This window comes from Amycolatopsis australiensis, from assembly GCF_900119165.1.
Taxonomy (GTDB): domain Bacteria; phylum Actinomycetota; class Actinomycetes; order Mycobacteriales; family Pseudonocardiaceae; genus Amycolatopsis; species Amycolatopsis australiensis.
In genome coordinates, this window is record NZ_FPJG01000006.1 from 4,209,243 (window position 1) to 4,230,494 (window position 21,252).

21 protein-coding genes and 1 pseudogene are annotated in these 21,252 nt (G+C 73.1%); 12 read left to right on the forward strand and 10 right to left on the reverse strand.

All coding sequences use genetic code 11. The annotated features are described in order from the left end of the window. Positions 1 to 105: 105 nt before the first annotated feature. The gene (locus BT341_RS21025; protein WP_072477917.1) at positions 106 to 900 is read left to right on the forward strand and encodes a GntR family transcriptional regulator; all 795 of its coding nucleotides are present in this window, start codon (positions 106 to 108) and stop codon (positions 898 to 900) included. 186 nt (positions 901 to 1,086) lie between these two features. Further along, positions 1,087 to 1,584, forward strand: coding sequence for a flavin reductase family protein (locus BT341_RS21030; protein ID WP_072477918.1), 498 nt, complete (start codon positions 1,087 to 1,089; stop codon positions 1,582 to 1,584). Here the strand turns inward: BT341_RS21030 and BT341_RS21035 are convergent. Continuing rightward, complete coding sequence (locus tag BT341_RS21035) at positions 1,545 to 2,729, reverse strand: MFS transporter (RefSeq protein ID WP_245805045.1); 1,185 nt, start codon at positions 2,727 to 2,729, stop codon at positions 1,545 to 1,547. The two genes, BT341_RS21030 and BT341_RS21035, sit on opposite strands and share 40 nt — an antisense overlap. A 79-nt stretch (positions 2,730 to 2,808) precedes the next feature. Here BT341_RS21035 and BT341_RS21040 point away from each other — a divergent pair, with 79 nt between their 5' ends. Beyond that, complete coding sequence (locus BT341_RS21040; RefSeq protein ID WP_072477919.1) at positions 2,809 to 3,216, forward strand: MarR family winged helix-turn-helix transcriptional regulator; 408 nt, start codon at positions 2,809 to 2,811, stop codon at positions 3,214 to 3,216. A gap of 13 nt (positions 3,217 to 3,229) precedes the next feature. Here the strand turns inward: BT341_RS21040 and BT341_RS21045 are convergent, their stop codons facing one another. Next, a complete protein-coding gene (locus BT341_RS21045) occupies positions 3,230 to 3,826 on the reverse strand; it encodes a TetR family transcriptional regulator (protein WP_072477920.1) in 597 nt (198 codons plus the stop codon). A gap of 91 nt (positions 3,827 to 3,917) precedes the next feature. On the opposite strand from BT341_RS21045, the gene BT341_RS21050 reads away from it, so the two are divergent. Further along, the gene (locus BT341_RS21050) at positions 3,918 to 4,853 is read left to right on the forward strand and encodes a zinc-binding dehydrogenase (protein ID WP_072477921.1); all 936 of its coding nucleotides are present in this window, start codon (positions 3,918 to 3,920) and stop codon (positions 4,851 to 4,853) included. 328 nt (positions 4,854 to 5,181) lie between these two features. On the opposite strand, the gene BT341_RS21055 is transcribed toward BT341_RS21050, so the two are convergent. From BT341_RS21055 to BT341_RS21070, 4 genes are all read right to left on the reverse strand, one after another. Then, the gene (locus BT341_RS21055; RefSeq protein ID WP_072477922.1) at positions 5,182 to 7,473 is read right to left on the reverse strand and encodes an FtsX-like permease family protein; all 2,292 of its coding nucleotides are present in this window, start codon (positions 7,471 to 7,473) and stop codon (positions 5,182 to 5,184) included. Further along, positions 7,470 to 8,159, reverse strand: a complete 690-nt coding sequence (locus BT341_RS21060) for an ABC transporter ATP-binding protein (RefSeq protein WP_072477923.1) — start codon at positions 8,157 to 8,159, stop codon at positions 7,470 to 7,472. Before BT341_RS21060 ends, BT341_RS21055 begins: the two co-directional genes overlap by 4 nt. Continuing rightward, on the reverse strand, positions 8,156 to 8,680 hold the full coding sequence (locus BT341_RS21065; protein ID WP_072477924.1) for a PadR family transcriptional regulator: 525 nt from the start codon (positions 8,678 to 8,680) through the stop codon (positions 8,156 to 8,158). Before BT341_RS21065 ends, BT341_RS21060 begins: the two co-directional genes overlap by 4 nt. Positions 8,681 to 8,807: 127 nt before the next feature. Next, positions 8,808 to 9,215, reverse strand: a complete 408-nt coding sequence (locus BT341_RS21070; protein WP_072477925.1) for a winged helix-turn-helix transcriptional regulator — start codon at positions 9,213 to 9,215, stop codon at positions 8,808 to 8,810. 134 nt (positions 9,216 to 9,349) lie between these two features. On the opposite strand from BT341_RS21070, the gene BT341_RS21075 reads away from it, so the two are divergent. The 3 genes from BT341_RS21075 to BT341_RS45440 all read left to right on the forward strand — a co-directional run bounded on the left by BT341_RS21075 (position 9,350) and on the right by BT341_RS45440 (position 10,993). Beyond that, positions 9,350 to 10,303, forward strand: a complete 954-nt coding sequence (locus BT341_RS21075) for an NADP-dependent oxidoreductase (RefSeq protein ID WP_072482093.1) — start codon at positions 9,350 to 9,352, stop codon at positions 10,301 to 10,303. Between the two features lie 18 nt (positions 10,304 to 10,321). Beyond that, positions 10,322 to 10,570 (forward strand): putative quinol monooxygenase, encoded by a 249-nt coding sequence (locus BT341_RS21080; RefSeq protein ID WP_218177752.1) that lies wholly within the window; start codon positions 10,322 to 10,324, stop codon positions 10,568 to 10,570. A 276-nt stretch (positions 10,571 to 10,846) separates the two neighbouring features. Then, entirely contained in the window at positions 10,847 to 10,993 is a 147-nt protein-coding gene (locus BT341_RS45440; RefSeq protein WP_177328869.1) for a hypothetical protein, read from the forward strand. 73 nt (positions 10,994 to 11,066) lie between these two features. Here BT341_RS45440 and BT341_RS21085 read toward each other — a convergent pair whose 3' ends face one another. Then, entirely contained in the window at positions 11,067 to 11,867 is an 801-nt protein-coding gene (locus BT341_RS21085) for a lysozyme (protein WP_072477926.1), read from the reverse strand. 213 nt (positions 11,868 to 12,080) lie between these two features. Between BT341_RS21085 and ggt the strand changes: the two genes are divergently transcribed. Continuing rightward, entirely contained in the window at positions 12,081 to 13,880 is a 1,800-nt protein-coding gene (ggt, locus tag BT341_RS21090) for a gamma-glutamyltransferase (protein WP_072477927.1), read from the forward strand. A gap of 354 nt (positions 13,881 to 14,234) precedes the next feature. On the opposite strand, the pseudogene BT341_RS47905 reads toward ggt, so the two are convergent. Then, a pseudogene (locus BT341_RS47905) lies at positions 14,235 to 14,729 on the reverse strand (IS110 family transposase); the annotation flags it as partial. Here BT341_RS47905 and fmt point away from each other — a divergent pair. Genes fmt through BT341_RS21110 form a run of 3 tightly spaced genes read left to right on the forward strand, consistent with a single transcriptional unit; the run spans position 14,655 to position 17,496 of the window. Further along, the gene (gene fmt / locus BT341_RS21100; RefSeq protein WP_072477928.1) at positions 14,655 to 15,581 is read left to right on the forward strand and encodes a methionyl-tRNA formyltransferase; all 927 of its coding nucleotides are present in this window, start codon (positions 14,655 to 14,657) and stop codon (positions 15,579 to 15,581) included. The pseudogene BT341_RS47905 and the gene fmt sit on opposite strands and share 75 nt — an antisense overlap. Beyond that, a complete protein-coding gene (locus tag BT341_RS21105) occupies positions 15,578 to 17,002 on the forward strand; it encodes an RsmB/NOP family class I SAM-dependent RNA methyltransferase (protein ID WP_143168609.1) in 1,425 nt (474 codons plus the stop codon). The genes fmt and BT341_RS21105 overlap by 4 nt, the downstream gene beginning before the upstream one ends. Beyond that, positions 16,999 to 17,496: a flavoprotein gene (locus BT341_RS21110; RefSeq protein ID WP_072477929.1), complete on the forward strand. Its 498-nt coding sequence runs from the start codon at positions 16,999 to 17,001 to the stop codon at positions 17,494 to 17,496. Before BT341_RS21105 ends, BT341_RS21110 begins: the two co-directional genes overlap by 4 nt. A 113-nt stretch (positions 17,497 to 17,609) precedes the next feature. Here the strand turns inward: BT341_RS21110 and BT341_RS21115 are convergent, their stop codons facing one another. Both BT341_RS21115 and phoA read right to left on the reverse strand, forming a co-directional pair. Further along, complete coding sequence (locus BT341_RS21115; protein WP_072477930.1) at positions 17,610 to 18,752, reverse strand: serine hydrolase domain-containing protein; 1,143 nt, start codon at positions 18,750 to 18,752, stop codon at positions 17,610 to 17,612. 110 nt (positions 18,753 to 18,862) lie between these two features. After that, on the reverse strand, positions 18,863 to 20,254 hold the full coding sequence (phoA, locus tag BT341_RS21120) for an alkaline phosphatase (RefSeq protein WP_072477931.1): 1,392 nt from the start codon (positions 20,252 to 20,254) through the stop codon (positions 18,863 to 18,865). 321 nt (positions 20,255 to 20,575) lie between these two features. Here phoA and rpe point away from each other — a divergent pair, with 321 nt between their 5' ends. Then, on the forward strand, positions 20,576 to 21,247 hold the full coding sequence (gene rpe, locus BT341_RS21125) for a ribulose-phosphate 3-epimerase (RefSeq protein ID WP_072482095.1): 672 nt from the start codon (positions 20,576 to 20,578) through the stop codon (positions 21,245 to 21,247). Positions 21,248 to 21,252 lie beyond the last annotated feature (5 nt).

Consider the following 21,252-nt stretch of genomic DNA (forward strand, 5'->3'; position numbering starts at 1 on the left):
TTCGGCTGGTCCGAGATCGACTTTGCCAGCGGACAGAGACTTTGTCAAGACATATGGACATTCGGTCATCCCTACCGCACCGCCGAGGGCGGTAGGCTTCCGGCGATGAGCACTCCTCCGCCGCCGTCCGGCCCGGACGTCACCTATCCGGCCTGGGATCCCGGCCGGGAGATCGAGCTGGATCCGGGCAGCCCCGAGCCGCTGTATTTCCAGGTCTCGCGGCAGCTGCACGCCGCGATCGAGGACGGCAGGCTGCCGGCGGGGGCCCGGCTGGGCAACGAGGTGGACCTGGCGGCCCGCCTGCGGCTGTCGCGCCCGACGGTCCGCCAGGCGATCCAGACCCTGGTCAACCAGGGGCTGCTGGTGCGGCGGCGGGGCGTCGGCACCCAGGTCGTCCGGACGAAGGTGGCGCGGCCGCTGCGGCTGAGCAGCCTGTTCGACGACCTCGCCGGGCTCGGCGGCGAACCGGAGTCGAAAGTGCTGGTCAACCGGGTCGAGGACGCCGACGCCGACGTCGCCGGGCTGCTGGAGGCGCCGGACCTGACGCGGGTGCGGCGGCTCGAGCGGGTCCGCTCGGCCGGCGGCGAGCCGCTCGCGCTGATGAACAACTACCTGCCCGACGGCGTCATCGACCCGACCGACGACGAGCTGCGCGAGCGAGGGCTCTACCAGCTGCTGCGGTCGGCGGGGGTCCGCCTCCACGCCGCCGAGCAGAACATCGGCGCCCGGCTGGCGACGGAGGAGGACGCGGAGCTGCTGGGCGAGCAGCCGGGCGCCGCGCTGCTGACGATGCAGCGCACGACGTACGACGACACCGGCCGCGTGGTCGAGTACGGCTGGCACGTCTACCGGGCGTCGCGGTACACGTTCAATCTTTCGCTGACGAACGGTCCACAGTAGACGGCGTGACGGCGATCGGCGTGCCGGGCGGCCGGTGAGCGCGCGGAGGTCGCCGGTGGTTTCGGCGAGCAGGCCGACTCGGGGCGCGACGGATTCGTGCACCGGGCACCGGCCTGATGCACCGGACCGGCCGCGACACTATCGTCTCCGTGACGGCAGCCGGGCAGAACGCGGGAAGGAGCGGACGTGCCGAACGGTGACGACCTCGCCGGACGCTTCGATGATCTGGTGGGACGGCTGGACTACCCGATGTACGTCGTGACGTGCGCCGACGGTGATCGGTGGGCCGGCTGCCTCGTCGGGTTCGCCGCTCAGTGCAGCATCTCGCCGCCGCGGTTCATGGTGTGGTTGTCCAAGGCCAACCACACCACCGAGGTCGCCGCGGCCGCACCGGCGCTCGGTGTCCACCGGCTGACGCGGGACCACGCCGGACTCGCGCGCTTGTTCGGCTCGCACAGCGGGTCCGACGTGGACAAGTTCGCGCGCACCCCGGCGCGTCCCGGTCCGCTCGGGGTGCCCGTCATCGACGCGTGCGCGGACTGGTTCGTCGGCGAGATCCTGTCCCGGCACGACACCGGCGACCACATCGGGTTCCTGCTCCGGCCGGTCGCCGCGACGGCGGCCGGTGGGCCGCAGCTGGGCTTTCAGGACGTTCGGGACCTGCCACCGGGCAACGATCCCTGAGCCGATGATTCCCGGCGGTCGCGGCGCAGCGAGTACAGCGCGATGCCCAGCCCGGCGACGGTCAGGGCCGCGGCGACCGGGTAGATCGCGCGGAGCCCGGCGCCGCTGTCGACGACCTGGCCGCCCAGCCAGCCGGCGAACGCCGCGGCCAGCTGGTAGCCGGACGCGTTGACCGCCACGGCCAGCGTCGGCGCGGCACCCGCAGCCGTGATCACCCGCGTCTGCATTCCGGGCACGATCGCGAACGCCAGCGCGCCCAGCAGAACCGTCGACACCACCGTCGCGACCGGGTGGCCGCCGCCCAGCCAGGCCAGGCCGAGCACGACGACGAGCGTCGCGAGCAGCCCGGCCAGCGACGGCAGCAGCGCCCGGTCCGCCAGCCGCCCGCCGACCGCGTTGCCGAGCACCGCGCCGGCGCCGTAGCCGAGGAGAAGCACCGGGACGGCGCCGGGCGGGAAGCCGCCGACTTCGGTCAGCAGCGGGGCGAGGTAGGTGAAGACCGTCAGGACGCCGGTGTTCCCGACGGCGGTCAGCGCGATCGCCAGCTGGACGCGGCGGTCCGCGAAGACCCGCAGCTCCCCGGCCACCGGGCCCGTCGTCGCCGACGGCCGGTCCGGGACGAACCGCAGGACCGTGAGCAAGGCCAGTGCGGCGGCGGCCGCGACCGACCAGAACGTCGCTCGCCAGCCCAGGTGCTGGCCGACGAACGTGCCCAGCGGGGCGCCGAGGACGATGCCGAGGTTGAGGCCCAGCACCACCTTGCCGACGGTGGAGGCCTGCTTGCCCGGCCGCGCCGTCGACGCGGCGGTGGCGATCGCGACGGCGAAGAACGTCGCCACGACCAGCCCCGCGAGCATCCGCGAAACGAGCAGGACGGCGTAACCCGGCGCGATCGCCGACGCCGCGTTCGCCAGCACGGACGTCGCGACCAGCCCGATGATCAGCGGTTTACGGGAAACCCGGGCGGTCAGGAGCGTGACGACCGGGCCGCCGACGATCATCCCCGCCGCGTAGGCGGTCGTCAGCAACCCGGCCGCCGACAGCGGCACGCCCAGGCCGGCGGCCAGGTCGGGGAGGATGCCCGACACCACGAATTCGCCGGTCGTGAGGCTGAACACGACGAGCATCAGGGAAAAGACGGCCACGGAACCCCCAGTTGGTTCGAGTTAGTATCATTTGAACTAGAACTATCATAGTTCGAACCGTGACCGCTAGAGTCGGGGTATGGCGAGCGAGGACATCGACCGGGACGTGTGCAAGCTGGTCCACGGGCTCGCGCGGACGCTCGACGGCCACGTCCGCCGGGTCGCGGACGAACTGGGCCTCACGCCGAGTCAGGTGGTGGCGCTGCGCGAGCTGTCGGAGCCGATCACCGCTCGCGAGCTGGCCGCGCGGATGGCGTGCGAGGCGTCGAACGCGACGTTCGTGCTGGACCGCCTCGAGGAACGCGGCCTGCTCAACCGCCACCCGCACCCGACCGACCGCCGGGCCAAGCAGATCGTTCTCACCGCCGAAGGGCTCCGGCGCCGGGAGCAGGCGTTGAAGCTGCTGGGCGACACCTCGCCGCTGGGTTCACTGCGGGCGGACCAGCAGGAAGCGTTGCGGGACCTGCTGAAGGCCTTGACCGCCTGAGCGCGACGTCGGCTCAGGCTTCGAGCCGCAGGCTGTCGGTCATCCTGGCGAAGGCGTGGCGTACGTGCCCGGGCAGTTCGCCGGGGACGCACGCGGGCAGCCAGTCGTCCAGCGCGCACCGCCAGGTCGCCACGCAGAACTCGATCAGCAGCCGCAGTTCGAGGCGGCGCGGGTCGCCGAGCCGCCGCGCGATCTCGTCCTGGACCTCCGCGCAGTGCCGCAGTGAATGGCCGTCCAGCGACGGCGACTGCTCGATCAGCCGGAGCGTGGCGGCGAAGCGCCGGTACCAGTCCTGGTCCATGCGCTCGAGGGTGGCCAGGAGCGCGTCGCGGAAGACGTCGGCCAGCGGGCCGGTCTTCTCGGTCTCGTCGAGCACGTCGAGGTAGGCGCGCCAGAGCTGCTTGACGGCGGTGAGCGCGACGTCTTCCTTCGACCGGTAGTTGCGGAAGAACGTCCGCCTCGACACCTCCACCGCTTCGAGCAACGCGTCGAGTGGCGTGGCGTCGAAACCGCGCTCGCTGAACAGCGTGACCGCGGTGCTGGCCAGGGCCTGCCGGGTGCGCAGCTTCTTTCGTTCGCGCAGCGTGGCGGGCTGTCCGGGAGTCGTCATCACCGGCAGTGTAGCCGGTGCGCGCTCAAGGCGCATATGCTCTACTGAAGCAAACGCCACACTGTGGCAGTTACGCCGAAGGGATCTCACTGTGCGCGCACTCGTTGTCGATCACGCCGCCACGGCACACCTCTCGCTGGCCGAGGTCGCCGACCCGGTACCCGGACCGGGCGACGCGCTCGTCCGGGTCGAGGCGGTTTCGCTCAACCACGGCGAGGTCCGGGGCGCCACCGATCCGGGCACGCCGGCGGGCACCGTCATCGGGTGGGACGCGGCGGGCGTCGTGGTCGAGGCCGCGGCGGACGGGTCGGGCCCGGCCGTGGGAACCCCGGTGGTCACCCTCGGCGCGGGTGGTGGCTGGGCCGAGCTGCGCGCGGTCCCGGTCACGATGCTCGGCGTCGTGCCGGACGGCGCCGACCTCGGTGCGGTGAGCACGGTTCCGGTCGCCGGCCTGAGCGCCCTGCACGTGCTGCGCCGCATGGGCCAGCTCCTCGGCCGGCGCGTGATGATCACCGGTGCCTCCGGCGGTGTCGGCCGCTACGCGGTGCAGCTCGCCGCCCGTGCGGGCGCCGAAGTCGTGGCGGTCAGCGGAAACCCCGCCCAGGAGGACGGCCTGCGGAAGCTGGGCGCGCACGAGGTGGTCGCGGATCCGGCGCACGTGGAGCGGCCCGTGTTCGGCGTGCTGGACAACGTCGGCGGCCGGCAGCTGGTGGATGCCTTCGCCGCCGTGCAGGCGGGTGGCATGGTGGTGAGCGTGGGCCGTTCGTCCGGCGCGGACGCGGTGTTCCCGCCCGGGGCGTTGCTGGCCACCGCGGGACGGCACGACCGATCGATCCACACGTTCTTCCTGCTCGCCGACCCGGCCGCCGGCTTTTCCGGAGACCTGGCCTGGCTCGCCGCCGAACTGGCCGCCGGCCGCCTCGACCCGGGCATCAGCCGGCGCGGCCCGTGGACGCGCTACGCCGAAGCGGCCCAAGCCCTGCTCGACCGCCGGCTGCACGGCAAGGCGGTCCTGGAAATCGGTTGAGCGCCACTGCGACAGGCCGTGCCGCGCGTGGCGTCTTGTGGGTGTGCGGGGGACGGTGCGTCGAAGGCAGGGAGAGTGTGTGGACGAGGTGCCGGTGGTGGCCGCTCGGCGGCGTCGGACGGTCAGCGTCGCCGCGGTGGCTGCCGGGACGTTCGCGCTGGTGGGTCGGGGGAGTACGGCCGCTCCCGGGACGCGACGAGCACCGATACGGCGCCACCGTGTGCGCGGCCGTCGCCCAGCAGCTGTCCGGCCGGACCAACACGGGGCTCACGTCGAGGTGACGCCGCGGCTGGGCGTGGCGCCCGCACGCCACGCCCGGCCGGCCGCGTCACTCCGAGCGCAGCGTGTCCAACCGGGTCACCTGCCGCAGCAACGGCATCGTCAGCCCCGTCACCAGCAGAACCGCCGCCACCGTGGCGCCCGCCAGCGCGAGCAGCACCGGGACGTCGACGATCATCGGCCGGTCGGCCAGCCGCAGGATCGGCGCGGTCAGGCCGAGCCCCGCCGCGACCGCCAGCACGACGCCGACCACGACGGGGATCCCGGTCTGCCACAGCGCTCCGCGGGCCAGCACCCCGATCGGCACGCCGGCCGCCGACAACGCCGCCAGTGGCCGCCGCCGTTCGCTGATCTGCTCGATCGACAGCATCAGCAGGCTCATCGCGGCCACCGCGAGCACGAACAGCGACGCGGTGATCAGCACCGCGCGGAAACTCTCCACCAGCTGCCGGTCGCGGGCGCGGAAGTCCTCGAGGTAGTCGGTCTTGCCGGCCGAGGCGTTCCACGCGAGCGGGCTGACCGCCCTCGCGACGTTGTCGGTCAGCGCCTGCACGTCGCCGGTGCCCGACACGTAGACCGCGACCGACGAGTCCGGGAGGGCGAGGCCGCCGAGCGCGCCGGGGGTGACCAGCAGGCTGTCGCCCATCGCGGTCCCCGCGTAGGCCGCCGGCACGACCTTGACACCCGCCGGGACCGTCCACTCCGGACCGTTCACTTCCCGGCCGCGGGAGTAACCCTGCAGCTGCAGCTTGCCTGCCGGCGCCGCGCCGCCGCTGTCCGACGCCAGGGAGAACACGTCGCCGTCGGAGCAGTCGCCGATGTTCGCCTGCGCCCGGAGCGCCACGCAATCGCCGACCACGCCGTAGCTCCGCTCCTGGCCGGACCGGAACGTCAGGTTCCTGGCCGGGTGCACGCCGGTCACCCCGGGCACGGCCGACACGAGCTTGCCCACCTCGGCCTCGTGCGCGACGGTGGTGTCGACCCGCACCGGGGCGGCGGCGACGCCGTCCGGCGTGGCCTGCCGGGCGGTGCCGCTGTCGAGCGACGTGATCACGCCCTGGATCAGGATGGTGCCGGCCAGCACGACGACCAGGCCGGACACCACGCGGCTGGCGGTGCCGCTGTCCAGCTGCAGCCGCCGGATCGCGAGCTGCCACGACGGCGGACCGCCGTGCAGCCGCTCCACGAGCCGCTCGACCAGCCACGGAAGCAGAGCCGCGACGCCCACCAGCAGGAACACGCTGCCCGCCGCGAGCGTCAGCCCGGCGGCGGCGTGGCCGTTGCCCCGGCCGAACGCCAGGGTGGCGGCCAGCAGCAGCGCGCCGACCGCGGTGAGCGCCCAGCGCCACCACATCCGCCGTCGCACCGGCTTGCCCTGGCGGACCACGCCGAGCGGTTCCACGATCGTGCGGCGCAGCCCGAACAGCGCCGAGCCGACCGCGAGCCCGGGTACCAGCAGCACGATCACCACGACCAGCGGCCACGACGGGACGAAGTCCTCCGGGAAGATCCGCAGGCCGAACGGCAGGACGTCGGCGACGAACGTGCGCAGCACGGCGAAGAACCCGATGCCGGCCGCCAGCCCGAGCACCGCGCCGACCAGCGACTCCGCCGCCGCGACCCGCTTGACCTGCCGCGAGTCGAGGCCGATCAGCCGCAGGGCGGCGAGCCGGCGTTCCCGTTGCGCCGCGCCCATCCGCGACGCGGTGGTCACGAAGATCAGCAACGGCAGCAGCAGCACCGCCGCGATCGGCAGGATGACGCCCAGGACGATCGCCGACAGCCCGAGCCCGGTGTAAGGCAGGCCGAACGCGTAGACCTTGCGGCCGTCGGCCTCGGCCTCGATCTGCGCGGCCGGCACCCCGTAGAACGCGCTGAGGTCGCCCGCGCCGGCGACGCCTTCCCGCGAGATCCGGCCGGCCACGTGCCCCGGCAGCTGCGCTTTCAGCGAACTGCCGCCCGGCGCGGCCAGCTTCGCGGCGAGCTCCGGCGACACGGCGAGCTCGCCCGGCGCGGGCAGCCTGCCGAGCCCCGGCGGCACCGGCGAGTTCGCCCCGGTCGCCGCGACCGCGGTGATCTTCACGAAGTCGTCGCCGGCCGACGCGTACCAGTTGTAGGCCAGCAGCGGGGCGACGCCCGCACGAGGCTCGGTGACCTGCGAGATCGCCGCCCTGCGCTCCGCCTGCACGCCCATCAGGTGGTGGACCGCCGCGGCGGGCAGCAGCACGGCGACCGCGAGCGCGATCCCCAGTGTGGTCATCGCCAGGCGCAGCAGCGCCGCGCCGGACATCCGGCCGCCCCCGACGGCCAGCCGGAGGCCCAGCGCCAGATCCCGCATCATGCGACCAGCTCCCGGTCGACCGTGCGCCCGTCGCGCACCATGATCTCCCGGTCCGAGTAGGCCGCGACCCGCGGCTCGTGGGTCACCAGCACCACCGCGGCGTGCGTTTCCCGTGCCGCCTCGGTGAGCATCCGCATGACCTTCTCGCCGTTGAGCGAGTCGAGCGCGCCGGTCGGCTCGTCGGCGAAGACCACCTTCGGGCCGGTCACCAGCGCCCGCGCCACCGCGACCCGCTGCGCCTGCCCGCCGGAGACGTCGCCGGGACGGCGCTTCGCCACCGCGTCGACCTCCAGCCGGGCGAGCCAGCCGGCCGCCTTGGCCTCGGCCTCCTTCCGCCCGGCCCCGGTCAGCCGCAGCGGGAGCGCGACGTTCTCGAGGCAGGACAGCTCGGGCACGAGCTGGCCGAACTGGAACACGAAGCCGAACTCGGTGCGCCGCAACGCACTCCGTCGCTTGTCGTCCATCGCGACCAGGTCGGCGCCGCGGTAGGTGATGGTGCCCGAGTCCGGCCGGACGATGCCGGCGAGGCAGTGCAGCAGAGTGGACTTGCCGGAGCCCGACGCCCCCATGATCGCGAGCACTTCTCCCGCCGAGACGGACAGCGCGGCCCCGTCGAGCGCCCGCGTCTGGCCGAACGACTTGTGCAGCCCGCTGCCGGCGAGCAACGGCGTTCCCGGCCCGGTCATGAGCGCACCGCCTTCTCGAGTTCACCGAGGCGCGCGGCGGTGAGCTCCAGCCACCGCAGGTCCGCCTCGAGGTGGAAGAGCGCGTGGTCGCAGATCAGCTGATCGGCGAGGTCGCCCCCGTGCTTGCGTTTGGTGAGCGAGCGCATCACCTTCAGGTGCTCGCCGCGCTGGACGTCGAGCACGTCGGCGGCGCTGCGCCCGGACAGCAGCGCGAGCACCACCTTGGTGTAGAGCGTGTTCTGCAGGTACGGCTGCGGGTTTTCCGGTGTGCGCAGCCAGGTTTCGACGTCGGTGATCCCCGCGTCGGTGATCGTGTAGCGCTTGCGCTCCGGTCCTTCGCCTGCTTCGACGCCCGCCACCTCGACCATCCCGTGGCGCAGCAGCCGGGACAACGTCGAGTAGACCTGGCCGTACGCGAGCGGACGGTCCTGCCCGAACTGCTCGTCATACGCCCGTTTCAGGTCGTAGCCGTGCCTCGGGCCGGACTCGAGCAGTGCGAGCAACGTATGCGATACCGACATACCCCTGTCCCTCCTTGGCCCCGGGAATCCGGGGATGTCGATCACTATACGGCATGTGTATACCCGCCGTGTATACCACCATAGAATAGACTGTTTGCGCAGGTAGGCGCGATTCCGGTGCGGCCGGTCAGCGGCCGGCCGCGGTCTCCTCCGCGCACGAGGCCGCCGACGCTCCCGCGCGCGCCGCGTTGTCGATGTTGTCCTCGACCCAGCTGCGCAGCATCCGCAGCGGCACAGCCGCACTGTGCCCCAGCTCGGTGAGCGAGTACTCGACGTGCAGGGGCACCGCGGGGTAGACCGTGCGATCGACGAGGCCGAAGTCCTGCAGGCGCCGCAACGTCTGGGTCAGCACCTTCGGGCTGACGCCTTGCAGGTGCCGCTGCAGCTCCCCGAACCGCCGCGGGCCGTCCTCGAGCGCGCCGATGGCCAGCGCGGACCACTTGTTCGCCAGCAGGTCCAGCATCGCCCGGCACGGGCACTGCGCGGCGTAGACGTCGTGGTCGGAATGCTGCCCGGTCAGGCACACGGTCGTCATGGCAAGCCTCTCACCTCGATACTTCCCGTTGGGAAGTTCTGGTCCTTGCGGGTAACTATATCCCTGGGGATACGTTGCCGGGGTCCAGGAAAGCCCACCTGATCCAGGGAGTGAACCCCGTGTCCGACACATCGATGCGCGCCGTCGTCCAGCACGCTCTCGGCGGTCCCGACGTGCTTTCGGTGCAGCGAGTGCCGCGCCCCGAACCGCTGCCGACCGAGGTCCGGGTGAAGGTGCACGCGGCCGGCGTCAACCCGGTGGACTGGAAGACCCGCGCCGGCGGCGGCATGGCGGGCGTGCTCGGCGAGCCGCCGTTCATCCTGGGCTGGGACGTCTCCGGCGTCGTGGAGCAGGCCGGGTTCGGCGTGACGACCCTGCGCGAGGGCGACGAGGTCTACGGCATGCCCTGGTTCCCGCGGGCGGCAGGCGGCTACGCGGAATACGTCACCGCGCCGGCGCGGCAGTTCGCCCGCAAGCCCTCCAGTGTCAGCCACGAGCAGGCCGCGGCGGTGCCGCTGGCCGCGCTCACCGCGTGGCAGGCCCTGGTCGATACCGCGTACGTGCGGCCCGGGCAGCGCGTGCTGATCCACGCCGCCGCCGGCGGTGTCGGGCACCTCGCGGTCCAGTTCGCCAAGCACCTCGGCGCGCACGTGCTCGGCACCGCACGGGCCGGCCGCCACGACTGGCTCACCAAGCTCGGCGCGGACGAGCTGATCGACTACACCGCCGTCCGGTTCGAGGACGCGGCCTCCGACGTCGACGTCGTGCTCGACCTGGTCGGCGACCGCCACGACGACACCGGCGCACGCTCGCTGGACGTGCTGCGCCCCGGCGGGCTCCTCGTCGCCGTCCCGGCCGGCGTGTCACCCGAACTGGCCGCCGCGGCCGAGGCGAAGGGCCGGCGGGTGACACCGTTCCTGGTCGAGCCGGACGGACCCGCGCTGGCCACCATCGGGGCCCTCATCGACTCCGGCGAGGTGACGGTCGAGGTCGAAGAGGTGTTCCCGCTGGAGCAGGCCGCCGAGGCGCACCGCCGTGGGGAATCCAACCGCACCCGCGGCAAGCTCGTCCTGCGCGTCGCTTCCTGACCCCCTGGAGACGCGCCGATGTTCGACGAGATCGGCCGCTACCAGGTCCGGCCCGGCCGCCGGGACGAATGGGTCCGCTACATGGAAGATGCCGTCATCCCATTCCAGGCCGAGCGCGGAATGACGATCATCGCGTCCTTCGTGGACGAAGAAGACCCGGACGGCTACGTATGGATCCGCCGGTTCGAAAACGAACAGGAACGGGACACCCGCTACGCCGAGGTCTACCAAGCGACCGCTGGCGAAACGAGTTCCAACCGAAGGTGAAAAGCTTCCTGCTCGTCGACCGCACCCACGTCACCAGGGTCGTCCCCACCCCGAATCCGGGGTTGGAATGAGCGTGCCCGGGAACGTGCCACTCGTGCCCGAGATCGTGCCACGCTTCGGGAAGGGTTCGTGAACGGCGGCACACCCGGCGGGGTGCCGGCCCACAGGTCGGCCGCTCGCTGCTGCGGCGGAACTCGGCGTTGCTGCGCCGGGGACCGGCCGGGGTCGAGCTCACTGCGGCCGGAGAGGTGTTGTTCCGGGAGGCCAAGGGCATCGATGAAAGCGCTTCCGCGGCGCTCACGCGGGCGCGCCGGACGGCGGCTGCCCGTCGACCCGCAGGTGCTGCTCCTGCCGGCCGGCCACCGCCTGGCGGCCCGCGAGCCGGTCGAGCCCGGGGAGCTGGCCGGTGAGGAGGCAGCCTGACTCCATCTGGCCTGGGCCCAGGCCGTGGGTGACGCGGCCGGCTCGCTCGCCGGCCGCGCCACCCTCGATGCGCTCAGCCCGTCGCGAGCACCTTCAGCCGGGTGATGTCCGCGCTGAACGTGTCCTGGTCGATCGGTGAGGAGCTGTACTGCCAGAACGTGTAGAAGCCCCAGTTGTACGGCAGCGTGCCGACCGTCGACGCGTAGCGCGCCACCCACAGCGGGTTCGTCGAGCTGAAGTCGCCCGTGTTGCCCGTGCACTGGCTCCACCAGCTCGTCGCCGTGTAGATCACCGGCCAGCGGGTCGTCTTCGCGTGGTACTCGTCGCTGAACGCCTTGATCCACGCCACCATCTGCGACGGCGTCTTGCCGTAGCAGGCGTTGTTCGGGCCCCACTCGATGTCCAGCGTGCCCGGCAGCGTCTTGCCGTCCTTCGACCAGCCGCCGCCGTGGGCGACGAAGTAGTCCGCCTGTGCCGCGCCGCCCGAGAGGTCCGGGCGGCCATAGTGGTAGGCCCCGCGGATCATGCCGACGTTGTACGAGCCCGTGTACTGCTGGCTGAAGTACGCGTTCTGGTAGCCGGTGCCCTCGGTCGCCTTGACGTAGGCGAACTTCTTGCCCGCGCTCCAGTACGACGCCCAGTTCACGTTGCCCTGGTAGGAGCTGACGTCGATGCCGGGGACGCTCGCGTCCACCGACGCCGGCGCCAGGCCCGCGGGTGCCGCCCCGTCGTGGGCGCGGATCGACGCGCCCATTTCGTGGTTGCCGATGTCCGCCGGCGCCGCTTCGGCGCCGGCGGCGGTCACGACCAGCAGGGAGGTCGAGACCGCGATGGCGGCGCCGAGCAGGCGGCGCCACCGTCGTTGTGCTGTCATCTTCGGTTGTCCTTCCGGTTGCCCTCGCGGTGCGCGGTGTGCAGGCCGCGCCGCATGATTCTGTTACAGCGGATACGGCAACGTCACTGCTCCATGTGAAGCAATTTCGAAGTCTGGGGAAACACGCAAGAAGTTGACGAACCGGGTGAATCGGCGCGGTCCACGCCCTTTGGCGTCTTGAACGGGCCTGGCCCGAGGGGCAGACTCGCCCGCATGCCCGCGCACAGCTGCCGCCGAGTCCTCGTCCTCGCCGCCACGGCCGCGCTCGCGACCACCGTCGCGGCCGGTCCCGCCTCCGCCGCCACGCCCACGCCGAAGTCGCCGGTCGCCGTCGGGTTCGGGGGTGCCGTGGCCAGCATCGACGCTGACGCCACGGCGATCGGCACGCAGGTGCTGCGCGACGGCGGGAACGCCGTCGACGCGGCCGTCGCGGTCGCCGCCGCGCTCGGCGTCACCGACCCGTTCTCCGCCGGTGTCGGCGGCGGCGGGTTCTTCGTCTACTACGACGCGAAGACCCACCGCGTCCACACCCTGGACGGCCGCGAAACCGCGCCCCAGGCGGCCGACGCGAACCTGTTCGTCGAAAACGGCCGGCCGCTGCCGTTCGCCGATGCGGTCACGAGCGGGCTCAGCGTCGGCGTACCCGGCACGCCCGCGACGTGGTCCGAGGCCCTGCGCAAGTGGGGGACGCGGTCGCTGGCGAAGTCGCTGAAGCCCGCGGAAGAGCTGGCGCGCCGCGGGTTCGTCGTCGACTCGACGTTCCAGACCCAGGTCGCGAACAACGCCGCCCGGTTCGCGGCGTTCCCGTCGACGCGGTCGCTGTACCTGCCCGGCGGCGCGCCGCCGGTGCCCGGCAGCGTCTTCCGCAACCCCGACCTCGCGAACACCTACGCGCAGCTCGAGCGCCAGGGTGTCGAGGCGCTGTACCAGGGTCCGATCGGCGAGGACATCGCCAAGACCGTCCAGCAGCCGCCGAAGGACCCGGCCTCGACGCTGAACGTGCGGCCCGGGAAGCTCACCACCGCCGACATCGCCGGCTACCGCGCCATCGAGCGCACCCCGACGCACGCGACCTACGAAGGTCTCGACGTCTACGGCATGCCGGCGCCGTCCTCGGGCGGGCTCACGGTCGGGGAGGCGCTCAACATCCTCGAGAACTTCGACCTGAAGCACGCGAGCAAGGCCGACTACCTGCAGTACTTCCTGGAGTCGACGCGGTTCGCCTTCGCCGACCGCAACCGCTGGATCGGCGACCCGGCGTTCGTCGACGTCCCGGCCCGGCAGCTGCTGAGCCAGCGCTTCGCCGACTCGCGGGCGTGCCTGATCTCGAAGGACAAGGCGGCGACCAGCCCGGTCGCCCCCGCCGACCCCCGCCACCCGGCGCCGTGCCAGGCGGGTGCCACCGCGGCGCCGACGCCGTACGAAGGCGAGAACACCACGCACCTCACGGTCGCCGACAAGTGGGGCAACGTCGTGGCCTACACGCTGACGATCGAGCAGGAGGGCGGCAGCGGCATCGTCGTCCCGGGCCGCGGGTTCCTGCTCAACAACGAGCTGACCGACTTCTCGTTCACGCCGGTGACGCCGGGCGTGCCGGACCCGAACCTGCCCGGCCCGGGCAAGCGGCCGCGCTCGTCAATGGCGCCGACGATCGTGCTGGACCACGGCCGCCCGTTCTTCGCGACGGGCTCCCCGGGCGGCGCGTCGATCATCACGACGGTGCTGCAGGTCCTGCTGGGCCGGCTCGACCGCGGCCTGTCGCTGGAGGACGCGATCGCGGCACCGCGGGCATCGCAGCGCAACTCGGCGCAGGCCCAGGTGGAGCAGGCGTTCCTGGACCAGCCGGAGACGGCGGAGCTGCGGGCGCGCGGCCAGGGCTTCTCGACATCGCCGGCGGAGATCGGCGCGGCGACCGGGGTGGAGCACCTGCGCGACGGCCGCTGGCTGGCGGCAGCGGAACCGGTGCGGCGCGGCCAGGGCGCGGCGCAGGTGGTGTGGCCGGTGCGCTGGTAGCGGGCGGCCCCCGCCCTCCCGGGGTTGTGAAGCCGCGGCGTGGTCGGCGTGCCGCCGGCGGAGCATGGCGTACCGGACGTCGCAGCGGCGGCGGCCCAGGCGGATGAAGGCGGCTGGCGGCTGACCTCGGGAGGGCGATGCCGGCGGGGCGGTGCCCGGGACGGTGACGGCCTGCTCGCCCGGTGCGATCGTGTTCGGCTCGGAAAGTTCTTCGCCTGGGCGCGGTGCGTGCACCTGGGCGATCGCGCTCAGTTGCGTCGCACGGCCTTGGCGGTGCCGCGATGGCGTGCTCGAGGGTGGGTGAATGCCGGTGAGACCTCCAGCTCGGCCAACGCTTCGTCGCCGACGTCGACTGGACGGCAGGGCGTGCGGCAGGGAGTGGGTGGTGTCGGCGATGACGTACGCGTCGCGGGCGTCGGTTTTGGCGCGGCCAGGGTAGAGGTCGGCGATGCGGCGCATGGCTAGACCGAGCAGATACGCCAAAGGGTGTCCGGCGGCGCGGGTGACCGCGACCGGCAGCGCCCCGACGGTGTCATGCGCGACCACAGCTCCTTGATCAGGAACTACAAAGGTAACGGGGCGTGCCCATGTCCAGCCTATCGGAACGCCGGACGAACAGCCGCGAAAACCCGCAGCTCGGGGCGGGTTGTCCACAACGCGGTCGCCCTGTGGACAGCCGGTGCCGAGCTGAGCGCGCCCGGCCGGACGGCGCCTTCTAGACTCGGCCACGATGTTCCAGCCACCTGAAACCCTGCTCCCGCCGGGGGTGGGCCGATGAAGCTCGTCTTCGCCGGCACTCCCGAGCCGGCCGTTCCCGCGCTGCGGGCTCTGCTCGAGTCCGGCCGGCACGAGGTCGTCGCCGTCGTCACCCGGCCCGATGCCCAGGCCGGGCGGGGGCGGCGGGTCCTGCGCTCGCCCGTCGGGGCCCTCGCCGACCAGCACGGCATCGAGGTCCTCACACCCGCGCGCGCCGGTGATCCCGCCTTTCTCGCGCGGCTCGCCGAGCTCGCGCCCGATGCCTGCCCCGTCGTCGCCTACGGGGCGCTGCTGCCGCAGGCCGCCCTCGACGTTCCGCGGCTCGGGTGGGTGAACCTGCACTTCTCGCTGCTGCCCGCCTGGCGCGGCGCCGCTCCCGTGCAGGCCGCCATCCGCGCCGGTGACGAAATCACCGGTGCCTCCACCTTCCGGATCGTCAAGGAGCTGGACGCCGGGCCCGTCTACGGGGTCGTCACCGAGCCCATCGGGCCCGCCGACACCGCCGGTGCCCTGCTCGGACGGCTCGCCGAGTCCGGGGCCAAGCTCCTGCTGTCCACCATGGACGGTCTGGCCGACGGCACCCTCGTCGCCCGCGAGCAGCCCGCCGAAGGCGTCAGCTACGCGCCGAAGGTGACGGTCGAGGACGCGCGGGTGTCCTTCGCCGACCCGGCCGCCGCCGTCGACCGGCAGATCCGCTCGGTCACGCCGGACCCGGGCGCGTGGGCGGAGTTCCGCGGGGAACGGCTCAAGCTCGGCCCGGTCACGGTGCTCGACGAACCCGGCCCGCCGCCGGGCGAGATCGTGGTCGAACGCAAACGGGTGCTGGTCGGCACGGCGACGAAGCCGCTGCGGCTCGGTGACGTCCAGGCACCCGGCAAGAAACGGATGGCGGCCACCGACTGGGCGCGCGGTACGAGGATCGATCAGGGAGAGCGCCTCCGGTGAACGACCACAGGGAACGACGCCCGTCACGACCGCAGCGGGGCCGCCCGGCGCCGCGCAAGGAGGGCCCGCGCCGCCCGCCGGAGATCGATCCGGCCCGCCAGGCCGCGTTCGACGTCCTCGCCGCCGTGCGGACCAAGGACGCCTACGCCAACCTCGTCCTGCCGGACCTGCTGCGCGAGCGGCGGATCACCGGCCGGGACGCCGCGCTGGCCACCGAACTCGCGTACGGTGCGTCGCGGGCACAGGGCCTCCTCGACGCGGTCATCGAGGCCTGCGCCGAGCGCCCGCTCTCGCAGACCGACCCCGCGGTGCTCGACGCGCTGCGCCTCGGCGTCTACCAGCTGCTGCGCACCCGCATCCCCGAGCACGCCGCCGTGACGTCCACTGTGGACCTCGTCCGCGCCGAAACCGGTTCGTGGGCCACGGGTTTCGCCAACGCCATCATGCGCAAAGTGTCCGAAAAGGACGAAGCGGCCTGGCTCGACGAGCTGGCGCCGGACGAGTCGGCCGACCCGATCGGCGCCTACGCGCTGCGCACCGCGCACCCGCGCTGGATCGCCCGGTCGTTCGCCGAAGCGCTGGGCGACAAGGGCGCGGGCCTCAAGGCCGCGCTGGAGGCCGACGACGCGCGCCCCGAGGTGCACCTGGTCGCGCGTCCCGGCGAGATCAGCGCCGACGAGCTGGCCGCGATCACCGGCGGCGACCCGGCGCCGTACTCGCCCTACGGCGTGCGCCTGCCCGCCGGTGCCGGTGACCCGGCCGACGCCGAACCGGTCCGTGAGCGGCTGGCCGCGGTCCAGGACGAGGGCAGCCAGCTCTGCGCGATCGCCGCGACGAAGGTGCCCCTGGCGGGTTCCGACGAGCGCTGGCTCGACCTGTGCGCCGGCCCCGGCGGCAAGGCCGCGCTGCTCGGCGCGCTCGCCGCGTTGAGCGGGGCCACTGTGGACGCCGTCGAGAAGGCGCCGCACCGCGCGAAGCTCGTCGAGAAGGCCACCGGCGGCCTGCCCGTGCGGGTCCACGTCGGCGACGGGCGCGAAAGCGGTCTCGAGCCGGGTTACGACCGGATCCTCGTCGACGCGCCGTGCAGCGGGCTCGGTGCCTTGCGGCGGCGGCCGGAGGCGCGCTGGCGCCGTCAGCCTTCGGACGTCGCGGACCTGACCAAGCTGCAGGGCGAGCTGCTCACCGCGGCCTACGCCCTGCTGCGGCCGGGCGGCGCGCTCACCTACGTCGTCTGCTCGCCGCACCTGGCCGAGACCGAAGGCGTCTTCGGCGAGACGGCGCGGCGGCTGAAGGGCGAGGTGCTGGACGCGCGCGAGTTCTTCCCGGGCGTGCCTGAGCTGGGCGACGGGCCGTACGTGCAGCTCTGGCCGCACCGCCACGGCACCGACGCGATGTTCTGCGCCGTGCTGCGCAAGCCGTGAGGGACCTCGGGCTGGTCGCCTCGTCGTGCGGCGGGCTGGACGTCCGGTTCGCCGCCGAGCTGGCGAAACCGGCCGCGGCCCGCGGCTGGCGGCCGGCGATCACGCTGACGCCGACGGCGTACCGCTGGCTCGAGCACACCGGCGGGCTCGCCGACGTCGCCGCGTGCACGGACCTGCCGGTCCGCAGCGTCTCGCGGCTGCCCGGCGAGCCGCGGCCGCACCCGGACCCGGACGTGTTCCTCTTCGCCCCGGCGTCGGCCAATTCGGTGGCGAAGCTGGCGCTGGGCATCGCGGACAACCAGGCCCTGACGGTGCTGGGCGACGTGCTCGGCGCGCCCGGCATCACGATGGTGGTGGCCTACCAGATCCAGGACACCCGGGCGCACCACCCGGCGTGGCAGCGCCACCTCGGCACCCTCGCGGACGCCGGGGTGACGCTGCACCGGCTCGATCCGGACCGCCCGTGGACCGAGGTCCTGGACCTGCTGCCCTGAGCCGGGGTCGCGGGGCGCCATTCCGGCGAGGCCCGGTGACGCACCTGCCCGGGTCAGGCGAGCGACCGGGGCGAATACCGAGCAGCCCGCGGGGGCGCCTCCCGTTTTCCACGTTACCGGCCGGTCCCGACAGTTCCGGCCGGCTTGCGGCTCAGCGCGACCGCGAACGCCGCCTCGGTGTCGTCGCGGACGGCGTCGGGCGCGGGGTCCTCGTTGACCGACACCGTCGCGCTGCGGCCGGTGTCGAGGACGCCCGCCAGGGTGGCGAAGCCGAAGATGTCGCCGCCGTGGCCCCAGTACCGCGTGCCGTCCGGCAGGGTCCGGTGGAACAGGCCCAGGCCGTAGTCCGTGCCCGGCTCGCCCGGCACCGGGACCGTCCGCTTCATCTCCGCGAGCTGCGCCGCGGGCAGCAGGCGGCCGCCCAGCAGCGCGGTGTAGAACGCGTCCAGGTCGCGGCCCGTCGACACGAGCGCGCCCGCCGTGCCGGCGATGGACGGGTCGAACTCCGTGAAGTCGGCCGGACCCGGCACGTATCCGCGCGCGTGCGGGGCGGGCAGGCGTTCGTCGCCGCGGCCCGGCAGTGACGTGCCGCGGAGGCCGAGCGGCCGGGTGATCCGGCGCGTGATCTCCGTGGCGGCGCTGTGCCCGGTCAGCTTTTCGACGAGCATCCCGGCGACGATGTAGTTCGTGTTGGAGTAGGACCATCCGCTGCCGGGCGCGAACAGCGGCGGGTGCCGCAGGGCCATCGCGACCAGCTCGCCGGGCTCGGCGCCGCGGTGGCGCACCGCCTCCGGGTCCGTGCCCAGCAGGTCTTCGGTGTAGCTGTAGAGCCCGCTGGTGTGCTGCAGGACGTGGCGCACGGTGATCTTCCGGCCGTCGTTGCCGTTGCCGGTGAGCAACCCGGGCAGGTACCGCTCGATCGGCGCGTCGAGGTCGATCTTCTCCTCGGCGGCGAGCTGCAGCACCACCGTCGCGACGAACGTCTTGGTGATGCTGCCGGCCCGGAACTTCGCGTCCCGCGGGTACGGCGTCCGGGTGGTCACGTCGCCGACGCCGCTGCGCGCCTCGGTGACACGCCCGTGGTCGGCCACGACGGCCTCGGCGCCGGGCGCCCCGCCCTGGGTGGTGACGCGGTCGAGCGCCCGCTGCAACGGGCTCGCCGTGGCCGCGAGCGCCGGTGCCGCGGTGGTCGCCGCGAGCAGCGTGACGAGCGTGCCGGCCGCGACGATCCGCTTGCCGGGCAAGGATTTCCGCATGAACAACCCCCTGGTGTCTCGGTGCTCCCACGCTAGGGAACCCGGACGCCGGTGGGCATGGGGCAGGCCGCCGGATCGCTGCGGGGGCCTGCCCCACCCGACGTTGCGGGTCAGCGCAGCTTCAGCGCCCGCTTCAGGGTGCCGAACAGGTCGGTCTGGTTGGTCAGGCCGACGACGTTGGCCGCCTGCGGGCCCATGCCCGCGATGCGGACCTGGGTACCGGTGTGCGACTGCGAGCCGCCCGGTTCCGCCGTGCCGTAGGCCAGGGTCATGTTCGCGCCCTCGTTGGTGATCAGGGTCGCGGTCAGGCCCGGGGTCGCCGTCGGCTCGACGATCTGGCTGCTGTGCCCGTGGTCGGCGGTCACCAGCACCAGCGTGTCGGGGTGGCTGCGGGCGAACGCCTCGCCCGCCGCGATGGCCGCGTCGAAGTCGACCGTCTCGCCGATCTGGCCGCACGGGTCGGCCGCGTGGTCCTGCTTGTCGATGCTCGCGCCCTCCACCTGCAGGAAGAAGCCCTTGTCGCTGTGGCGGTCGTCGAGCAGCTCCAGCGCCTTGCGGGTCTGGTCGGCCAGTTTCGGCTGCGTCGCCGGGACCTTCGGGTTCGGGGCGCAGCGGGCCGGCGCGGTGCCGCCGTGCACGGCCGCCGGGCCGGTCCAGTTGACCGGCATGTTGCCGTCGGCGAACAGGCCGAGGACCGGCTTGCCCCGCTTCGCCGCGGCCAGGTCCGCCGCCGAGCCGACGACCGCGTAGCCGGCCGCCTTCGCCTGATCCAGCACGGTCTGGCCGGCGAACTTGCCCGCCTTCACCTTCTGGTTGAAGTACTTCGCGCCGCCGCCCAGCAGGACGTCGGGGCGGGTCTGCACCAGCTGCTCGGCGATCGACCCGGCGCCGCCGTTCTCCTTGGCGTTCTTCGCGCACTTCGCGGTCGTCTCGTCCGGGCCCTTGCAGTCGCGGTTGACGACGTGGGCGCCGAGCACGGCCGGCGTGGCGTCCTGGACCTCGGCGGTCGTGACGTCGCCGGTGCGCAGGCCGTTGCGCTTCGCCAGCTCGAGGATCGTCGGCACCGGGTTGCCGTACGCGTCGACGGAGATGGCGCCGTTGTAGGTCTTGGTGCCGGTGGCCCAGCCGGTGCCGGACGCGGCCGAGTCGGTCACGTAGTCCGGCTTGGCCGGGTTGTTCTGCTCCACGGCGTACGTCGTGTAGTCGCCTGTCAGCGGCAGCTCGTCCATGGCGAGCCGCCCCGCGGCGCCGCGCTCGTAGTTGCGGGCGGCGGTGATCTCCGACTGGCCCATGCCGTCGCCGATGAACAGGATGACGTTGCGGGCGTGGCCGCCCTGGATCACGGCGCGGACGTCGGCGGTGCGGTCACCCGTACCTGCCGAGCGCGCGTCGGCGTTGCCGGAGCCGTTGGTGGCCAGTGCGACCGGAGCGGCGGCGACCAGCGCGGCGCCCAGCGCGCCCGCGACCAGCCACCGGCGGCGGCCGGCGAAGAGCGAAGCCATGTTTCTCCTCATTGGGGGATTTCGGGAGGTAAGGCCCGGATTTCGGACACGGGTCATTAGTCCTCTTGCATGTGTGCCGGGGACGGCCGCCGGATGACCGGCGGGTGGCGGCTGATCGAACTCCTGCCTTCCGGCGGGTGACCGGCACCACGTCGGTGATTGACCGGCGAGACGCCCCGGGCGTCGGCTCCGCGGGCGATGACCACGGCTTGGCTGCGGTTCGCGCTCGTCGAAGCTCGCGGGATGAGCCGGATCCTGGTCACAACCGGTTAGCGAGCGTTAGCAGCCGCCTCCTACACTCGGGACGTGGCAGACCGACCCCTGATAGCCCCCAGCATCCTGTCCGCGGACTTCGCCCGGCTCGGCGAGGAGATCGCCGCCGTGGCCGGCACCGGCGAGGCCCGCGCCGACTGGGTGCACGTCGACGTCATGGACGCGCACTTCGTGCCCAACCTGACCCTCGGCCTGCCCGTGGTCAAGGCGCTGCTCAAGAGCACCGACGTGCCGATCGACTGCCATCTGATGATCGACGACCCGGACCGCTGGGCGGTCGGCTACGCCGAGGCCGGCGCCTACAACGTCACCGTGCACGCCGAGGCCGCGAAGGACCCCGTCGCGCTGGCCAAGGACCTGCGAGCCGCGGGCGCGAAGGCCGGCCTGTCGATCAAGCCCGGCACCGCGCTCGAACCGTGGCTCGAGGCGCTCAAGCACTACGACACGCTGCTGGTCATGTCGGTCGAGCCGGGCTTCGGCGGCCAGTCGTTCATCCCGGACGTCCTGGAGAAGGTCCGCACGGCCCGGCGGCTGGTCGACACCGGCCACCTGAAGCTGGTCGTCGAGATCGACGGCGGGATCAACGCCGAGACCATCGAGCAGGCCGCCGAGGCGGGGGTCGACTGCTTCGTCGCCGGATCCGCCGTCTACGGCGCCGGCGACCCGGGCAAGGCGGTCGCCGCGCTGCGCGAGCAGGCGGCCCGCGGCCGGGCCGGCTGAACCCG